16 protein-coding genes and 1 riboswitch are annotated in these 18,613 nt (G+C 43.4%); of the genes, 5 read left to right on the top strand and 11 right to left on the bottom strand.

Annotated elements, in window-relative coordinates:
* Nucleotides 1-14: 14 nt before the first annotated feature.
* The 9 genes from GO003_RS09675 to GO003_RS09635 form a co-directional block, all read right to left on the bottom strand.
* Nucleotides 15-170: a hypothetical protein gene (locus tag GO003_RS09675; RefSeq protein WP_159656642.1), complete on the bottom strand. Its 156-nt coding sequence runs from the start codon at nucleotides 168-170 to the stop codon at nucleotides 15-17.
* 420 nt (nucleotides 171-590) lie between these two features.
* Complete coding sequence (locus tag GO003_RS09670) at nucleotides 591-1,166, bottom strand: NADPH-dependent FMN reductase (protein ID WP_159656644.1); 576 nt, start codon at nucleotides 1,164-1,166, stop codon at nucleotides 591-593.
* Between the two features lie 40 nt (nucleotides 1,167-1,206).
* Nucleotides 1,207-2,544, bottom strand: coding sequence for an alanine/glycine:cation symporter family protein (locus tag GO003_RS09665; protein WP_159656646.1), 1,338 nt, complete (start codon nucleotides 2,542-2,544; stop codon nucleotides 1,207-1,209).
* Nucleotides 2,544-3,134 carry a DUF502 domain-containing protein gene (locus GO003_RS09660; protein ID WP_159656648.1) on the bottom strand — a complete coding sequence of 197 codons (591 nt, stop codon included), beginning with the start codon at nucleotides 3,132-3,134 and terminating at the stop codon, nucleotides 2,544-2,546. The genes GO003_RS09665 and GO003_RS09660 overlap by 1 nt, the downstream gene beginning before the upstream one ends.
* Before the next feature lie 435 nt (nucleotides 3,135-3,569).
* Nucleotides 3,570-4,121 carry a hypothetical protein gene (locus tag GO003_RS09655; protein ID WP_159656650.1) on the bottom strand — a complete coding sequence of 184 codons (552 nt, stop codon included), beginning with the start codon at nucleotides 4,119-4,121 and terminating at the stop codon, nucleotides 3,570-3,572.
* Nucleotides 4,089-4,177, bottom strand: a riboswitch (cyclic di-GMP riboswitch). (Overlaps the previous gene by 33 nt.)
* 435 nt (nucleotides 4,178-4,612) lie before the next feature.
* Complete coding sequence (gene phoR, locus GO003_RS09650; protein ID WP_159656652.1) at nucleotides 4,613-5,899, bottom strand: phosphate regulon sensor histidine kinase PhoR; 1,287 nt, start codon at nucleotides 5,897-5,899, stop codon at nucleotides 4,613-4,615.
* A 4-nt stretch (nucleotides 5,900-5,903) separates the two neighbouring features.
* Nucleotides 5,904-6,596 carry a phosphate regulon transcriptional regulator PhoB gene (phoB, locus tag GO003_RS09645; protein WP_159656654.1) on the bottom strand — a complete coding sequence of 231 codons (693 nt, stop codon included), beginning with the start codon at nucleotides 6,594-6,596 and terminating at the stop codon, nucleotides 5,904-5,906.
* A 490-nt stretch (nucleotides 6,597-7,086) separates the two neighbouring features.
* Nucleotides 7,087-8,748 (bottom strand): thiosulfohydrolase SoxB, encoded by a 1,662-nt coding sequence (gene soxB / locus GO003_RS09640; RefSeq protein WP_231088920.1) that lies wholly within the window; start codon nucleotides 8,746-8,748, stop codon nucleotides 7,087-7,089.
* Nucleotides 8,745-8,912, bottom strand: coding sequence for a hypothetical protein (locus tag GO003_RS09635; RefSeq protein ID WP_159652429.1), 168 nt, complete (start codon nucleotides 8,910-8,912; stop codon nucleotides 8,745-8,747). Before GO003_RS09635 ends, soxB begins: the two co-directional genes overlap by 4 nt.
* A gap of 289 nt (nucleotides 8,913-9,201) precedes the next feature.
* Here GO003_RS09635 and pgaA point away from each other — a divergent pair, with 289 nt between their 5' ends.
* The 5 genes from pgaA (at nucleotide 9,202) to GO003_RS09610 (ending at nucleotide 16,441) form a co-directional block, all read left to right on the top strand.
* Nucleotides 9,202-11,739, top strand: coding sequence for a poly-beta-1,6 N-acetyl-D-glucosamine export porin PgaA (gene pgaA, locus GO003_RS09630; RefSeq protein ID WP_159652431.1), 2,538 nt, complete (start codon nucleotides 9,202-9,204; stop codon nucleotides 11,737-11,739).
* 2 nt (nucleotides 11,740-11,741) lie between these two features.
* On the top strand, nucleotides 11,742-13,604 hold the full coding sequence (pgaB, locus tag GO003_RS09625) for a poly-beta-1,6-N-acetyl-D-glucosamine N-deacetylase PgaB (RefSeq protein ID WP_159652432.1): 1,863 nt from the start codon (nucleotides 11,742-11,744) through the stop codon (nucleotides 13,602-13,604).
* Nucleotides 13,605-13,680: 76 nt separating this feature from the next.
* Entirely contained in the window at nucleotides 13,681-15,090 is a 1,410-nt protein-coding gene (gene pgaC, locus GO003_RS09620; protein WP_159652433.1) for a poly-beta-1,6-N-acetyl-D-glucosamine synthase, read from the top strand.
* Nucleotides 15,087-15,542 (top strand): poly-beta-1,6-N-acetyl-D-glucosamine biosynthesis protein PgaD, encoded by a 456-nt coding sequence (pgaD, locus tag GO003_RS09615; protein WP_159652434.1) that lies wholly within the window; start codon nucleotides 15,087-15,089, stop codon nucleotides 15,540-15,542. Before pgaC ends, pgaD begins: the two co-directional genes overlap by 4 nt.
* Nucleotides 15,543-15,796: 254 nt before the next feature.
* Nucleotides 15,797-16,441 carry a C-type lectin-like domain-containing protein gene (locus tag GO003_RS09610; RefSeq protein ID WP_159652435.1) on the top strand — a complete coding sequence of 215 codons (645 nt, stop codon included), beginning with the start codon at nucleotides 15,797-15,799 and terminating at the stop codon, nucleotides 16,439-16,441.
* A gap of 120 nt (nucleotides 16,442-16,561) precedes the next feature.
* Here GO003_RS09610 and GO003_RS09605 read toward each other — a convergent pair whose 3' ends face one another.
* Both GO003_RS09605 and alr read right to left on the bottom strand, forming a co-directional pair.
* Nucleotides 16,562-16,993 (bottom strand): DNA-binding response regulator, encoded by a 432-nt coding sequence (locus GO003_RS09605; protein ID WP_159652436.1) that lies wholly within the window; start codon nucleotides 16,991-16,993, stop codon nucleotides 16,562-16,564.
* A 510-nt stretch (nucleotides 16,994-17,503) separates the two neighbouring features.
* Nucleotides 17,504-18,607 carry an alanine racemase gene (gene alr / locus GO003_RS09600; protein WP_159652437.1) on the bottom strand — a complete coding sequence of 368 codons (1,104 nt, stop codon included), beginning with the start codon at nucleotides 18,605-18,607 and terminating at the stop codon, nucleotides 17,504-17,506.
* Between the last annotated feature and the right edge of the window lie 6 nt (nucleotides 18,608-18,613).

Raw genomic sequence — 18,613 nt, 5'->3', positions numbered from 1 at the left:
TCTTTCTGCACTTTCTACTCTCCCCTCACGTCGATTGTATGAAGGCCTTTCGCGGCGATTGCTCTCTTGCGGCATGACTTGATCACTTCGTGACCATTCTCGTCTATCATTTCGAGCATCGACTCTACGACGATCATTGCCATCTCCTTTTCTAGAGTGATCAAAGCCATCCCTTCTCCGATCGTACCCGCTATCATGTCTATCTCGCTGACCTTGCCATTTTGGCACTGGCCTAATGACATCAACCCTTTTGTTAATTACAGTTACCGGAGTTCTGCGTTCAATTATCCGCACAGGCGCAGGAGCGTAGTAATCTCGGTAGGAAGGCCGGGCCGAATAATATCTGCTGTAAACACGGGTATCAGAATGGGGATAAACAGGATAATACTCGGTACTCTGATAAATTCCACGTGATGCGCAACCGGAAACGGTTACTAGCACGGACAATAGAATTAGTTTGCTTATGCTGTTCATTTGCTTATCCTTCCTCTTTGAAGTGTGGATAAAGCTTGCGCCGAACAGCATGAATAAGAAGTGAATGCTAAAACACCTTTGAATTGATTTTATGCGTGAGGATTAACCGCCAAAAATCATTCTGCTTTTAATTTTGATGAATACTTAACCAGTTCTGCACCCAAATTCAGAACCGTTGTATTGATCTGTTCATCGCTTAATTGATCATTAACTGAAAAAGCTTGGCTGGCATGGGTCAAAGCATATTGACCGGGTAAAACTACAACTCCGATATTAGCTAAAAGCATTCTCAAAAACACCAAGCCTCTTAACCCGCCTAAGGCACCGGGCGAAGCTGACATAATCGCTGCACATTTACCCCGATAAGCGGCCAAAGGTTGCTCATCGCCCTCTTTTCGGGAAGCCCAATCCAGGACATTTTTAAGTAAAGGTGTAAAAGCACTGTTATATTCGGGCGAAGCTATTAAAAAACCGTCATGTTCTATCAAAAGTTTTTTAAATGCTTTGGCTGTTTCAGGCATACCTTGTTCAGCTTCAAAATCCTGATCAAAAATCGGCATTGGATAATCAGCCAGATTGACGACGGTAACTTCCCCACCCGCTTTTTCGGCTCCCTTCGCAGCCAACGTAACTAATTTCTGATTAAAAGAATCTTTCCGTGCACTCCCCGAAAACGCCAAAATTTTTACCATTTAAACCCCCCTGTATTAAAAAAAGTCTTCATTTTGCTGATCAACTGTTGATGCGATAGTCCGATGTCAATCGAAAAACAACAGGGCTTAATAGCGCTAAGGCAATTAAATTGGGGATTGCCATCAACCCGTTCATGATATCGGCTAATAACCATATCGTACTCAATTTTCCCATCGCACCCAAGGGAACGGCACAAATCCACAGAATACGAAACGGCAGAATTACCTTGATCCCAAACAAAAATTCGGCGCATCGTTCGCCGTAATAACTCCAGCCTACAAGAGTTGTAAACGCAAAAATGACGATTCCAAAAGCAACAATATAGCCACCCCAGCCCGGCAATGCACTGTTGAAAGCTAGTGCCGTTAAGGCCGCGCCATTCTCACCGCTATCCCATGAATCAGTAATGACAATTACCAATGCGGTCATCGTACAGATAACCAACGTATCTATAAAAGTACCCAGCATTGCAATTGTCCCTTGCTGCACAGGGTTATGCGTTTTGGCTGCTGCATGGGCAATAGGCGCACTTCCAAGCCCTGCTTCATTGGAAAAAATGCCTCTTGCTACGCCATATCGTACTGCCGCCCATACGCCCACACCGGCAAAGCCGCCTGTCGCAGCCATTGGATTAAATGCGCTGTGTATTATCGTCATAAATGCGGCTGGCACGGACTCAATATTGATGCCGATAACCAGGAGTGAACCTGAAACATAGCCAATCGCCATGAAAGGAACTAATTTTTCGGCCACTTCGGCAATCCGGGTAATTCCTCCCAAAATCACAAATGCGGTCAGAATGGTCAGCATCACCGCTGTTACTTCATTTGAGAGGTGAAACTGAAGTGACAGCGCACCGGCAACTGAATTTGCCTGAACCATATTCCCTATTCCAAACGAAGCCAAAGTACCGAATGTCGCAAATAACGGAGCTAACCAATACCATCGTTTTCCCAATCCATTCTTGATGTAGTACATAGGACCGCCTACATGCTTGCCCAAATGATCGGTCTCTCTATACTTAACGGCCAGCAACGACTCTGCATACTTGGTAGACATTCCAAACAAAGCGGTCATCCACATCCAGAAAACTGCACCAGGACCACCCATGTAGATAGCGGTTGCAACACCCGCGATGTTTCCTGTGCCTATGGTGGCGGATAAAGCCGTCATGAGGGCTTGATAAGGCGTGATATCACCTTCCTGCTCGGATTTTCTTCCTCTCCAAAGCGAAACGAACGCATGCGGGGTGTTCAGCCAGGTAAAGGCTTTAAGCCCCAATGTCAGGTAAACACCCATACCCAGCAAAAGAGCCATCGTAGCAGGCCCCCAAACAAAAACACTGAGTTGATTAAGCCAATCATGAAAGACATTCATCAGGATAAATTATTCACTTCAGATATCTTGTCATAATCAACCCCGACACTGACTATAAAACTGGTAGCCTGCTCTACATTCATCTCTGATTTAATCACTTTTGACTTATTAACGATAACGGTAAAACCGGAGGTGGGATTGGGTGAGGTAGGAATAAACAAAATATACCTATCTTCAAATTTGTTGGTCACATAGGAAGGCACCCACAGTCCTTCTTTTGGGTATTCCACATACACCACCTCCCGCGCATCTTTTCTATCATGAGAAGAAAACATATTGATCACTTTTTTAGTGACGCGATAGATGCTGTTTAAAAGCGGAATCCTGTCAATGATGAAATCAAAAGCGGCAATAGCCCAAAACTTACCTTCTTTGACTATTTTATGGCCAATTAGCACCAACAATAAAAAACTGACAGCAAAAACCACGGATGTATACAGATAACTATCGGCATAACCGTAGACCAGCCCGAAAAGATCAGCCACCCTGTCTTTCACAAAAATGACAATCTGCAGCACAATAACGATGGGGATAACGGCAAAAATACCTATTAGAAAATTATTAAATATTTTCTTTAAAGAAACATTCATATGACTTTTCTCATTAAATTAGACGTTAAAAAAGTCAATATAGCTAATTGTTGACATAATATTGACTGACTCGAAATATCGGAATGGTTACCCATGATAAAGCCATTCGATTAGGAACAAACTAAAGTTTACACACAGGGCGTTCAGCTATACATATTACGTATTTAAATTTTCGGGTTTTCAGTAAGCACTGAATTTGGAGCACGCCCATTAAACTCAGCACTCAAATCTGGTTAGGCGAGGATAAGCTATAGCGTTTTTTGAGGCAAGTACAAGCGGATATTTATGCGGGGTATTTCGGTGAGTTTGAAGCCGATAAAATAGCGTGCGAGTTCGATCTGGATTGAGAAATAAAAATCAGCAAATCAATCGTAAAACTAAAAATTAAACAAAAAAAAGGGGCGCAAGCGCCCCCCTCTAAACTGAATACAACTATTACGCTGTCACAACGTTAGCTGAAATGCGTTTTTTGCGTCCAACACTTGATAATAGACCTACTAAACCAGCGCCGAACATCCAAACAGCAGAAGGTAATGGTACTGGCTGAATATCATGCGCTAACACAAATTGTGAATTTGGACCGAAACCACCAAAATTCAAAACGTATGTGTCAATTAAACCAAATGGTGTCAAAACCAAACTAGGAGCATTCCAAACGTTGTTAAAATAAGAAGCAACTTTAAAATTACTAGCAACTCCACTTAACAAAGAACTATCCCAATCCAGGGTTGCAGGAACATAAGGAGCAAGTGTTACCGTAGTCACTAAGTTATCGGTAACGCCATCAAAAATGCCTAATTGGACTGAGGTTGAGGAGCTTGAAAACAGTAAACTGCTATTATCTGTAGCAAACCAATTTGTTGGCACCGAATTCGCCGAAGCTAAACTGGTCACCACCATTAAAAATAAAACACTAAGAGATTTTTTAAGAAACATAATTACACCCATTTTGAAAAGTGCAACCAGACTGTCTGAACAGAAAAACATTATTCAGACTCTTGGCTTTCCGTCCCTACCTCACGATAGGTTTAGCCTGACTTATACGATTACTAAAGAATCCCTTTGTTTAAAATTGGGTCATACACTTGAGTTAAAAAATGTATGACCTATAATCCAAATATGATCCTTCACATTTGGCATTATCCCTTGCTTGTATTAAATACACCTTAATAAAATACCAAGCGATTGAACATAAAAAAATTACTCAATTGTTCAAAATTGACCGAACTAATCCACCAATCAAAGGCGTAAACTTATGTTTTTATTGCAACTATTAAGACAAAGTCAAACGTTTAAATCTTGATCAATTACAAACTTTTTAACATTAGCCTGATAAGCTACTTTTATTATTTTGATTAAAATATGAGGGGATTTAAGTTAATTTATATTTACAGCTACATTATTACCTTAAAAACAACTTATTAAAATTGTACTTAAGTGCTACGCATAAATACTGTAAACAATTTAACTTTTTAAAATCACTCCTGCTCATAACAGATAATGCTTTCGGGAAAGATGCAGCTAAAACAACTGCCTTTACCCAGTTCACTGACTATTTCAAGCCGTGCATTGTGATTGAGCAACACATGTTTTACGATCGCCAGACCCAAACCGGTGCCGCTTAATTTTCGCTTTCTCTTAACATCAACACGATAAAAACGCTCAGTAATCCTTGGAATCTCAAACGGAGCAACGCCCTCGCCATGATCGGTCACATCAAGTCTGACCCCATCGCCGTCCATATACCAGCGAACGCTTACCAATGATTCTTCGGGTGAATATTTCAATGCATTGATGAGGAGATTACTGAATGCGCTTCGTAAGTCTTCTTGAACACCAATAAGCCCTTTCGGTGTCTCTAATAACAACTGTATTCTTTCTGACGCGCTTTTAAGATTCCCATCCTCATTGCAAATGGCTGTCAAGAGCCCGCATACATCAACACATACTGTTTTTTTTCTTTGCGTTTCCAGTCGAGTCAACAGCAGTAAATCATCAACCAAATGCTCCATTCTTTCTGTTTGGCTTTGCATCTGGCGCAACGAATTGGTGAGCAATGGAGAATCCTGATCATCCATGTCCTTTAATGTCTCCAGATAGCCTTTAAGCACCGTCAGCGGAGTTCTCAGTTCGTGTGATACGTTTGCGACAAAATCCTTGCGCATACTTTCCATCTTTTTTAATTGCGTAACATCCTGAGCCAGCAATAGCCGCAACCCGGCACCATAGGCGACAACTCTAACCGATAGAATGATACCGCTGTCTATGGGCGAGGGAATGATGATGGCATTATCAAAATTCCCCAGCTGCAAGTAACTGAGAAAATCAGGATGACGGAATAAATTAATTATTCGCTGTCCTTTATCGGCTCTTTGTAAACCAAGCACTTTCATGGCTGATTTATTTGCCCATTCAATTTCATCATGGCAGCCTAACACGACGGCCGCATCGGGCAAGGCTTCAGTCGATTTACGAAACTGATCAATCATTTTGGTCAGCTTTTTTTTACGCTTTTTTTGACTTTTTCTGAGCTTGTAAACATGATAATAGATACCCGCCCAAATCCCGTTGATATCCGAATATTTTTCTGCTCCACCAAATTTGATCCATTTTTCAAAACGATAAATCTGAACATACTGGCGCAAAAGCAGAAGGCTGATAGCGATTAGATAAAGAAGAATGAAGTGCCCTGTAAAAACGCCTAAAATCCCTATAAGCACCAACAAGGTGATTAGCATCAGAACTTCTTTATGCCATAGCGTCATAAAGTCAGTCTATTAATGAAAACCGGTAACCAAAACCACGAACTGTCTGGACTAAATCCTCACGACCGTATTCTGCCAATATCTTTCTTAATCTCCGGATGTGGACATCCACCGTTCGCTCTTCGATATAAACGCTTCTTCCCCAGACTTGATCAAGCAATTGCGTCCGGCTATAGACTTTATCCGGATGAGTCATAAAAAATTGCATGAGACGAAATTCAGTTGGACTGACTTCCAATTGCTTATCGCCCAGAGTAAGGCGATGTTGTTCGGTATCCAAAATAATATCGCCCAAGGTAATCTGGGCTAAATCCTGAATTTTACCGGCTCTTCTAAGCACTGCGCGAATCCTGGCGACCAATTCTTTAGGCGAAAAGGGTTTGGTCATGTAATCATCAGCACCTATTTCCAATCCTCGTACCTTATCCTCTTCCTCGCCCCGGGCAGTCAGCAAAATAATGGGGATCTCCCGGCAAAACTGATCTTTTTTTAAGCGCCGGGCCCATTCGACCCCGGATATACCGGGCAACATCCAATCCAGCACGATCAGATCAGGTTGATGATCACTTAATGATTTGTTGGCCTGCTCGGCATCACAGATTCCTGTTGCATTAAATCCAGCCTGCTCCAATACCATGACCAACATATCCCTGATAGCATCTTCATCTTCAACAACAAGAACCGATATTCTAGTCATAAATACACAACTTTCACTTTAATGCTTGATTTTAACAGTTAGTGTATTACATTTTTATGACAAGGCTCATTACCACACTCACTTCACTAAAAACTATCTGCCCAGTTCCTTGCAGAGTGATAGCTCAAAAGGTAATTTCATCGACTAAAGGAGCTTAAAAAAATCAGTATTTACTTTGCTTGACTAGATAACGAACGGGCACGGAAGTAATCATCGCCGAGAGGAGCGGCAATTAAGAAAAACTAAAGCCGAGCAGATAAAGACCAAAACAAAGTTTTATGCATCCTTGCACACAGGTCCTGCCAAAAGAAAATGAATTTATACAGCGTCACCCACATCCAGCGCTACAAACCAATTCAGAAAGCGCTTTATGTCATCTCCCTTAAATAATCGGACATGCTGGGCGCCATAATATCCATCATCAATCTGCATCGCTATTTGCCGATTTAAGATTGGCCGGCAATAGCTTCATGATGGCCTAAATCCACTATCACCTTTTTAAATACTTAACGACAGCATCCCATACCGGCTCACCTGATAACGGCTCGCCCACGCCGGCCCATCCGGCTACTTTGTAGGTTTTATCCGCTTGCAGCAACGCACTGCCGGTCAAGGCAAGCCCGGAAATCCGCCCGCCAATATCGGCATACGGATTGCTTCGAAACGTCATTCCGCCAACCCGGACCATATCGCCGCCCTGCCGGTAATAAGGATCCTTATTAAACAAATTATCCGCCACATCCTCCAGAATGCTTTTTATTTCATACCCCTTAAGCCTTCTTACAAAGGTTTCAGGATAGGTGATGGCGGTATGGTTCATGATATCTTCAAAGGTAATTTGATCTCCAGGCAGCAAAGTATGGCCCCAGCGAAAGCCCGGAGAAAAAGCGATTTCAGCGTCATGGACCGTCATCAATGCATCCAATATCAGTTGATCGAAAGAGCCGTGAAAATTATCCCGCCTGAACAGCAGCCGGTCTGCCACCGCCACAGGTGTTTGCAGCTTGGTCAGATAGGGCGCCCTGATCGAATTGATTAAAACTTGCATGTCCGGATCAGACGGGAGCAAATTGGCAAAAACCGGCAATAAACGGTAACGAAAATCGCGTAGCCGGCCATTAACAATATCCAAATCCAGCACCGCTAGAAACTTGCCATGACTGCCCGCATTAGTGACCCAGGTTTGGCCCCCCCGATTTTTGACTAAAAACGGTTTTGGCAAGGCATCGTGCGTATGTCCCCCCAAAACAAAATCCAGCCCGGAAACCTGGGAGGCCAACTTCACATCCACATCCAAACCGTTATGAGACAGCAACACAATCACATCGGCCGCTTTAAGCCGCTTGATTTCATCGATAGTAACCTGCAGATTCTTTTCTTCAATCCCAAACTGCCAATCAGGCACAAAGCGCTTGGGATTGGCTATCGCCGTGTAAGGAAAAGCCTGACCGATAACCGCAATGCGGGCATGGCCCAGTTGTTTAATGATATAAGGCTTAAAAACGCCGGCAATTTCTGAATCCCGCTCAAACTGAGCCTCATCGGTCAACGCGATATTCTGAGCAACAAATTCCCCGTTGAATGATTTTAAATTCTCCATGACCTGGACGGAGCCATAAGTAAACTCCCAATGCCCTGTCATAATGTCGACACCCAATAAATTGGCCGCAGCAACCATGTCCTGGCCCTGTGTCCAAAGAGCCGTTGCCGAACCCTGCCAACTGTCGCCTCCGTCTAATAACAGCGTATTTTCAGCGCCGCGCTCTGCTGTTATTTTTTTAACCAGCGCAGCCAGATGAGCAAACCCCCCGACTTTCCCATAAACACGTGCAGCTTCGACAAAATCAAGGTGCGTAAAAGCATGGGCCTCTATTGAATTCGGCTTAAAACCATAATGATCCAGCAAGGCTTGCCCTGCCAGATGAGGCGGTTTACCCATATCGTCCCCCAGACCCAAATTGACATCCGGCTCACGGTAATAAACCGGCATCAACTGCGCGTGACAATCGGTGATGTGAAGTAAGGAACATTTACCAAAAGACGGTTGTTTATAAAATCCATCCATTTTGGAAGACTGCAACAGTTGCCGTCCCGCACAGCCCGAAACCATCACGGCCGTAGCGAGCGTTTGGATAAAATCTCTGCGATTCATGAGGTAAAAATATCAATGCCTTGATAATGGATTTTTTTGTTAATCAAATACGTCTTTTCAATCGCTTTGACAGCCTGATATATCAAGACAAGCATTAAGCTATAACGAGGCTTAATAACTAGCTCTATTTCCTCAATAGAGATCATTTCTAATCGTGTATTCATCTGTATTTCGGCATTTTTTAGTATTTATTTGCTATCACAAAAACTAGTCTACAATTGTGATTAGATTCAAACTATTGTATGAATTTTTGCAATTTGTAAATTTTCCTGCCTTGGTTGGTGTAGAACAGGGGATTAAACCCGAGTTAATTCAGCTTCTTAAAACTGTTAAGTTCCGTGCTGAAAGGCCTCAATATAATATTTTTCAACAATAACTTGTTCCGGCTTTGCTTGAATAGCTCTAACAAAAGCTAGGTTTCCCGTCCATTATTACTTCGCAACCACATTCCTCATGAAACCTTACCTGTTCTTGGCTGTTTTCTGCTTGCCTTCGGCAATTGCTATTGGACAGCCAAGTGACGAAGAGCAACGCTATCAAGACGCACTTACTGCAGCACGGTCCGGTAACACTCAGTGGGCATTAGGGCAATTGAATCAACTCAAAACCCAACACCCTGAAACACTTCGCTATCTTTACGATTATATTCAAATCCTGTCCTGGACGGACCAAAGCGAAGCTGTTATCAAGCAAAGCCGACAACTGAACTTAAAGCAGGCTCCTGTCTACGTCCTTGAAGCCATTGCCAAAGCCGCCAGAAATACCGGTGATTTTATTCAATCGGAAAGTCTGTATCGATTGGCACTTGAAAAATCGCCCGCCCGTTTCGAACCCAAACTGGGGATTGGACTTGTTATTCTGGATAGCGGCGAATACGAACGCGCTATTGCCTATTTTACTGAACTGACAGCGGCTTACACGCAACACATTGAACCCTCACTCGCATTGGCTTACGCCTATGAATACCAAAAGGATTTTGCTAATGCCATAAAACAGTATCAAAAAGTTTTAGCCCAACAAACCGATCATTCCGGCGCATGGATAGGGCTTGTTTTTGCACTAAGATCGTCAGGTGAATACGAAGCAGCGCTTTCGATGGCGAAACAGCATCGTTCAGTTTTTTCTGATGAGGAATGGGCTGAAATCAATTGGGATTATGCCGCATTCCTGATAAGAAAAAGCGAGCGCATTGCAACAGCCGATCCTAACCGCTATCCGGAGATGGATAAAGCCATTGATGCCGTATATTCGAACCTGAATTCGATCGATAAACTCAGCCTGACCGATCCGCAAAGCTGGCAGAATCGGGCATCATTCGATTTAATGCTTGCTTTAAGAAATCGCAAAAAAATGCAGGCTGTCATCAAGTTATACGAAGAACTCCATTCTCAAGGAATAGAAATACCCTCTTACAGTCGAACTGCTGCAGCCGATGCCTATTTATATTTGCAGCAACCAGAAAATGCGCGCGATCTTTATCTTTCCGTTATCGCCGAATCCCCGCAGCACTTTAATGCGCGCTCATCGTTGGTCTATGCCTATCTGGAGTCAGAACAAATAAACAAGGCCATCCATCTGGCCGATCAGTTAGATGCCGAACAACCGGATACCATTCAATCGAAAGATGCACAAGGCCAGTTGCAAAGCACACTCAATCCGGTAAAAACAGCCACGGAACTGACGGCGGCGATAATGAGAGCTTATGCCGACAGACTTGAAGAAGGACAAACCAGAATGGAAAGTCTTCGTCAAAAATCGCCGTACAACCCCGACATAGAAAGCAAATTAGCCGAGATTTATTACTACCGGGGCTGGCCACGCAAAGCCCGGCAGCAAATTGAAAATGCACTGATTGAATCGCCAGATCATTTGGGCCTTCAGATTGGTCAGGCTGAAGTAAATCATGAATTGCGCGCCTATCCGGCAGAAGAGAAACAAACGCATAAACTTTACAAAGATTTTTCCGATGATACCGGCATTCAACGGCAAATGCGGTTATGGAGAATCCATAATGACCGGGAATTAAAAGTATTTACAGGCGGTGGCCTGAGCAACAATCAACAAGACGGCATAGGCAACCCGAATGTGGGCACGGAGGATGTCAGTGTGGACTCCTATCTGTTTTCCAGCCCAATAAATTACAACTACCGCGCCTTCATCCACCAAGGTTGGAAAATGGGCTTATTCCCTGAACCTGAAGGCCGAGGTTATTTGCGAACATATGGACTCGGAATGGAGTACGCTGCCAATAATGTGCTGGCAAGCGCCGAAGTCCATTACGACAACTTTGCCAGAGAAGCGGTCGGGGTAGGCTTGGGGTTGGCTTACGATATTGACGATCATTGGCGTGTTTCTACTTATCTTGACAGTAAAAATAATCGAATATCCCTGCGCGCCCTGACGGCACTCGCCGACGAAAAAAGAGCCACCACGGCCAAATCGGCACAAACCAGACTCACTTACCGGGTTCATGAGTCCAGACAATTCGACTTCACTTTTAATTATCTTAATTTCAGCGACAACAATAACCGATTCGGCATTGACGGAACTTATTACGAACGCTGGATAAGCGGTCCCATTTACAAAATGGCAACTTATATGAATGCGGGATACTCAACCAATACACGCAGTAATGTTACGCATAGGGACGATTTCAATGGGTATTATTTTAACCCTGCACAAGATGCTTCGATATCGATCACCCTGGACAACGATTTTTTGACTTACCGTCATTATGATACGGCATTTAATCAACGTGTTGCAGTATCAATTGGCGGCTACTGGCAAGAATATGCTACTAAAAATAGAGACTTAAACGAATGGAATGATCACTCCCAAATTAAACCTGTCGGCAACATCCAATACGAACATCGCTGGAAAACCGCCAATCGTTTCGAAATCTCTTATGGCGGCATCCGCGGCTATCACTACTATGACGGCAATCTGACCGATAGCTGGTACATGTATATGAATCTTAATCTGCGCTTTTAATCATGAAGCAGGTTATTTTTTTGCTGATCCTGTTTATCGCACAAAACACTGCCGCAACAGATAAATCATTTATGGCGCTCAGTTATCATGATGTTCAGGAGGAAGGGAATGGCGAACCATTGACCATCAGCAAAGACCGTCTGATTGAACAGTTCTCTTGGCTGAAAAAAAATAACTTTCACCCTGTCAGTCTTCAAACCCTGATAAACGCGCAGCTCAAAAAGACTCCGTTACCCGATAATGCAGTGTTGCTGACCTTTGATGACGGCCACGCCAATTCATATAAAATCGTCTTTCCTTTACTTAAGTCTTTTGGTTTTCCTGCGGTTTTCAGCATTGTTACCAGCTGGATTGACACGGGTCCTCGTGAATCGGTCAAGTACGGAACAGATTTAAGACCTAGAAATGACTTTTTAACATGGAGTCAAATCGAAGAGATGCATGTCTCAGGATTGATTGAAATAGCAACTCATAGCCATGATCTTCACAAAGGGATTCCCGGCAATCCCCAAGGTAGCTTGCAACCCGCTGCAACTACACGAATGTATGACAATTCTAAGCAGCACTATGAATCGGACGAGGTCTTTGCGAGCCGCATTACGCAAGATTTGGAACATAGTGTAAAACGCATAGAACAACATCTTAAATTAAAGCCCAGAATCATAAACTGGCCTTATGGCTCCTATAGCGTCGAAACACTTCAGCTTGCGCAATTACAAGGATTATCAGTGTCCTTAACCTTGGATGAGGGTCAAAACAAACTGACAGAAGCCTTAGTGATCAAACGCCATTTAGTCGGTAATGCTATGGATATTGATGAATTCGAAGCTATTTTAAAGTTTACCCCAAAGCGCATACCTATCAGAGTGGCCCAAATAGACATGGATTACATCCATGACCCGAATTCTGAGCAAACGTTGCGCAACCTGAATCTTTTGCTTGATAGAGTCAAAACAACGGGCATCAATACGGTCTACCTTCAGGCATTTTCTGACCCCAATGGCGATGGCAATGCCGATGCGGTGTATTTTCCAAATCGGCACATGCCATTGCGTGCTGATTTGTTTAATTTTGTCGCGTGGCAATTACGAAAAATAACCGGTGTGTCTGTTTACGCCTGGATGCCGGTATTATCGTTTGTGACAGCAGCGCCATCGGATTGGTGGGTATACGAGATGAAAAATGGACAGCCGGTACCCAGCCAAAATAATTACAAACGCCTCTCACCCTTTAATAATAAGGCACGGCAATGGATAGGCGACCTTTATGAAGACCTGGCAAAGCATACAGAGTTTTCTGGCATTTTATTTCACGACGATGCTTTTTTGACGGATTACGAGGACGCAAGTCCATCTGCTTTAAGCTACAAAATGAGCATTCCTGCGAATGCCATAACCGATGAAAAAATAAAAACCCTGACAACCTTCACCGGATTTCTTGCCGATAAAGTGAGATTTTTTCATCCCAACATTAAAACTGCACGAAATCTTTACGCCAAAGTGGTTATGAATCCTGAAAGCTCAGAATGGTTTGCCCAATCCCTTCCCAACTTCTTGCAAAACTATGATTACACGGCGGTCATGGCCATGCCTTTTATGGAAAATGCTGAAAAACCGTTGGATTGGCTAAGAGTCCTTGTTACCAAAGTATCCGATCAACCTCAAGGTTTAAGTAAAACCGTTTTTGAACTTCAGTCAGTCGACTGGCGAACTCAAGAAAAAATTCCTGAAGCTTTATTTTCAGAACAGATAACTTTATTACAACGACTGCAAGCAGTGAATTACGGTTACTACCCCGATGACTTTCATAAGGATCAGCCACCGGCATCGATGCTCAAGACACTGATGCCGGTAAAGTGGCGCTGATGTCTTTATAACTGACTACGTGCAAGCAATGAAGTACTACGGATATCCAAATTACATCAACCCGGCATATGGAAAAATGGATCTAATAGACTTGATTTATTCTAATGTTAAACCAGGCACGTTATCTCCCGTAGTTTATGAAATAACTGATATTTTGCAGACAACGCTATCTTATATAAGTAAGGCACTCGCTAATGGATATGACAGTTTTTTAGTGGGTGGAACCTACCTATCCAAAAACACTATTCATTTTTTGCTGGATTTTGCATTTTATTATCCTTTGTTCATGGCTTATCTGTGGATGATTGGCGCTTTGATCTATTATTTTCACTGGGAAAGAAAATCAAGCTATCAAACTGACCAAGTCCCTGAACTCAGCTCCTACCCTCCGGTATCGATCATTATTCCCTGTCATAATGAGGGTAAGGACATCACAGAAACCATCGAATACCTGTTACATCAAAAATATCCGGATTTTGAAATTATCGCAGTTAACGACGGCAGTACCGATGATTCATTAGAACACCTGATAAGGTTATCTCATCAGCACAAACAGGTCCGCGTGATCAATCTTGAACATAATCAGGGAAAAGCGGTTGCTTTAAACACTGGGGCACTTTTTTCAAAGCATGAATTTTTAATCTGCATTGACGGTGATGCCCTGCTTGCTCCGGAAGCAACTGCGTGGATGATGCGACATTTTTTAAATGGCCCTCGCGTAGCTGCTGTTACCGGCAATCCGCGTATCAGAACCCGCTCTACTCTGCTGGGAAAAATCCAGGTCGGGGAGTTTTCTGCGATTATTGGTTTGATTAAAAGAGCTCAAAGGATATACGGCAGACTATTTACCGTTTCAGGCGTCGTTGCCGGCTTCAGAAAATCGGCGCTTCAAAGAGTCGGTTACTGGAGCAATGACATGCTGACCGAGGACATAGATATCAGCTGGAAATTACAATTGGACCATTGGGACATTCGCTATGAACCGAACGCATTATGCTGGATATTGATGCCGGAAACTTACCGAGGCCTATGGCGGCAGCGATTAAGGTGGGCTCAGGGTGGTTCTGAAGTGTTACTACGGTATTTTCGTAAACTGGGCTTATGGAAATCCCGCCGTATGTGGCCAGTTTATCTTGAATATTTCATCAGCGTCTTCTGGTCATATACGATGATGCTGACTTTCGTGTTATGGATAGTAGGCTACTTTTTTGTCGATTTACCGGAGGAATTATTTATTCCTTCTCTGCTACCCAGTTGGGGCGGGGTTTTATTGGGCATGACCTGTTTATTGCAGTTTGCAATAAGTCTGGCGATTGACTCACGGTACGAAAAAGGAATAGCTCGCGTTTACTACTGGATGATCTGGTATCCACTGGCCTATTGGATTATTGCCGTCTTTACTACCTTTGTAGGTTTAATCAAAGCGTTGCTTAAAAAACGCAATACGCGCGCCATTTGGACAAGTCCGGACAGGGGGATACGTTGAGACCATTGATCATAGACTCACCGAATTTACAAAGTTTAAAGCAGAAATATTTATCCACATTACTGACTTTTGTTTTCTGGGTAATCTGGCTTTATCTTTGGATGCCGCTAATAACCTTGATAGGATGGTGGACGGGCATTGATCTTTTTTATGTTCACATGATCAAGTTAAATGGCAACCAGTTACTTTACCAAGACTTATTCTTCTTTTTAAAAGGCATTTCTCTGCTGGGCAGTACGCTTGCAATATGGGCTTTATACAACTATTTCCGCTTCAGAAAGGTCGATAGAAGAACGGCTCTACCACCGGTCAAAAATGAACAATTATCTGCATTTTTCGGCATTGAAAAAGACAATCTCCATAATCTGCAAGATACAAAATATATCAGCGTTTATTTTGATCAAGACGGACAAATCACTGAAACCAGAAATAATGATGCCCTCGCTAAGTAAAAAAAGATAAAAAAATTACGCCATCAAGGCTACAAAAAATAGTGGTACGAATACTGCTGTATTTTTTGTTAGACGGTTATTTGTCATTTTATGTCTATGTTATGGTGACATCTCATTTTGAATATAAATCTGTTCAGATAAATACCTACCAAAAATTATTCAAGCTGATGAAGTAGCTAAATTGAAAATTTGATATACCCTTTACTGCTAAAGCTAAATTTTAAACTTTGTTTATTTCTTTAAGGAACACACTCATGGCACACTTTTCTCGCATAGCTTTAGCTTTTTCGCTATCTATGGCATCGTTTTCTTCTCACGCAATCGTTTTTAATCCCGGCAACGGACATTACTATCAAATGGTTGATTTTACCAGCGACTGGAAATTGGATTGGAATGAAGCGAAAGCCTATGCCGAAGGCTTGAACCATGAAGGCAGAACAGGTCATTTAGCTACCATTACGAGCCAACAGGAAGATGATTTTGTTTGGGGAAATGGGGGTGAAGGTCGTTTTTTAGGTGGCTTTGATATCAGCTCTCAAGATACTTCCGGTAATTGGGTTCATAATGCATGGCAGTGGGTAACCGGAGAAACATTCACATTTACAAATTGGATAACTGGCGAGCCTAGTCATTGGCAGGATGGCTCGGAACTGACCCCTAATAACGAAGACTATCTGATGTACTGGTGGACTAAAGAAGGGCTTACAGGAAGATGGAACGACACTAATTTGGATTCATCCTGGCTAGACGGCAGCACTATTGCCTATACAACCCGAGGTTTCGTTGTAGAGTTTTCAGAAAGCAGCATAACTTCCGTTCCATTACCAGGTGCCTTTTGGCTATTTGCAAGCGGGCTATTATTTATTGGCTCGTCTTTAAAAAAGCGTTCAAAATCATAGGATTTAGAAAGAGCCAAGGATGGCTCGAAACCTAAGAAATAACCCTCATATCGTCGATATAATTTGAATCTTGCCTGTGGAGAGCCACCTGATACTGCCAGCAGAGATATCAGAATACGACTAAACGGCTTTTATATTCTGACTAACCAGCGTCTCTCTCAATCTATCCAGCACTTTTCCGACCATACGACGGGAAATCCAGGCTTCACCTGCCATTATCGCGGCAATCAGTTTACTGAATTGTCTATCCAGCATTTCTATGCTGGCATAGCCGTGAGCACCGGCAATCAAACAATCCATCAAATCGAATTCTTCCAGTTGATCCGCAATCAGCACAATTTTACTGGTGAAACATCCCTTTACTAAAAGACTGATGTATTCAGGTGTTTGCTGTTTCCTTAGATGATAGTCCAGCAAAATAACCGAAGGTTTTAACGCTATGGCCGAGTTAAGTCCGATAATGTCATTATCACTTACAGAAATGGACAAGCCTTCTTTATCCGCCAGCACCCGGCATATCTGGCTTTTATCGATCAGTAAAATATCAGTCATGGCTCATCAACGATGTTTTTTTTGTAATTATTGTTTTAATCCTAAAACCTGACTGGTTTTAAGACTACCGGACTGGAAAGGGATAAAGATACAAGAATGGCCGTAAGTTTAGTTTAAGTTTGCTGAAATAGAAATGGACGTAAGTACAAGTGCTTATTGTCATTGTTAAATGAGTTGGACAAACCTTGTTTACTGGTGAAGAAACTTTTGAATTGGGCACTGTTCTCTTTAGTAGTGGCTGTCGCCCCGGCACGGATTGCCGGGGTCCAGAAGCCAAGGATGGCGTTGGGCTTTAATAGCCTTGTGACCTGGATTCGCTTACGCAGTCTAACGGCTCCGGCAATCCATGCCGGAATGACGGCGTTGAGGTACGTTCAACTACTCAGGCGAACAGTGCCTTGAATTGACGAGACACTAACGTAAGTAACCATGATCTGATAAACCTACCGCAGACGGTTTTAGGGGCAATCAACTGCCTTTTGAAAGTACGCGATCATAAGAGGCTGCTCGCTAGACAGGCGTCGGCGGCACTGAAACCCAACCTTCGATTATCTCAACTCGCTGGGTAATTCCACAAAGTAAGGTGTACGGAATGGTATCCGCGCACAGGGCTATTTCTTCCACAGCCAACCCCCTACCCCAGAGCGTGACCGGATCCCCCGGCTTTGCGTCAGGTTGACTCGCTAAATCAACCGTAATCATGTCCATTGAAACCCTGCCAATCAGCGGCACGCGTTGACCGTTAACCAAAACCGGCGTTCCTGATTTGGCGTAGCGGGGATAACCGTCTCCGTAACCAATGGCCACCACCCCCATCATCGTCGCACGCTCGCACAGCCAAGTGCCGCCATAACCTACGGTATCGCCTTTTAAAATGGGTTTTACCGCAATCAGTCTTGAGTGCAGTTCCATGATGGGTTTAAGCCCAAGCTCTTCACCCGTGTTATCGGCAAAAGGTGAAACGCCGTATAACATAACGCCGGGTCTGACCCAATCGGCCAACGAGGCCTTCCAACCGATGATACCGGCCGAATTGGCAACACTTCGTGGGCCAGGAAAGTCTGCCACTGCGTCGTTAAAAAGTCTGATTTGCGCCATTGTCATACCATCTGACAAATCATCGGCGTTAGCCAAGTGCGTCATGAAATTGAATGGTTGCTTGATTACGGGGCACTGTAATAAACGCTGATAGACGACTTTGATTTCGTTGGGCTTAAATCCCAGCCGGTTCATGCCCGAATCGACTTTTATCCAGATAGCGATTTGTTCATGCGCCTGCTTTTTTTCAAAAATGTCAACCTGCCCCAAAGAATGTACGACAGCATCCAGATTGAAACGGATCAGACTGTCCAATTCTTCTTCACAGGTAAATCCTTCCAAAACAGCGATGCGTTGCTGTATACCCGCCTGTCTCAATCGAATTCCCTCATGGACTCTGGCGACGGCAAATCCATCCACAGGCTTGAGAGCCTGAGCAATGCGTAACATGCCATGGCCATAAGCATTCGCCTTGATCACCGCCATGATTTTGGCATGCGGGGCAAAGTGATGAACTTTCATTAGGTTATGTTCGACCGCATCAAGATTGATAACGGCATAAGCGGTAGGCGTCATAAAGAG

The sequence above is a fragment of the Methylicorpusculum oleiharenae genome (assembly GCF_009828925.2).
In the GTDB taxonomy this organism is placed as follows: domain Bacteria; phylum Pseudomonadota; class Gammaproteobacteria; order Methylococcales; family Methylomonadaceae; genus Methylicorpusculum; species Methylicorpusculum oleiharenae.
The sequence above is the reverse complement of the archived record's forward strand: the minus strand, read 5'-3'. Positions and strand labels throughout refer to the sequence as shown.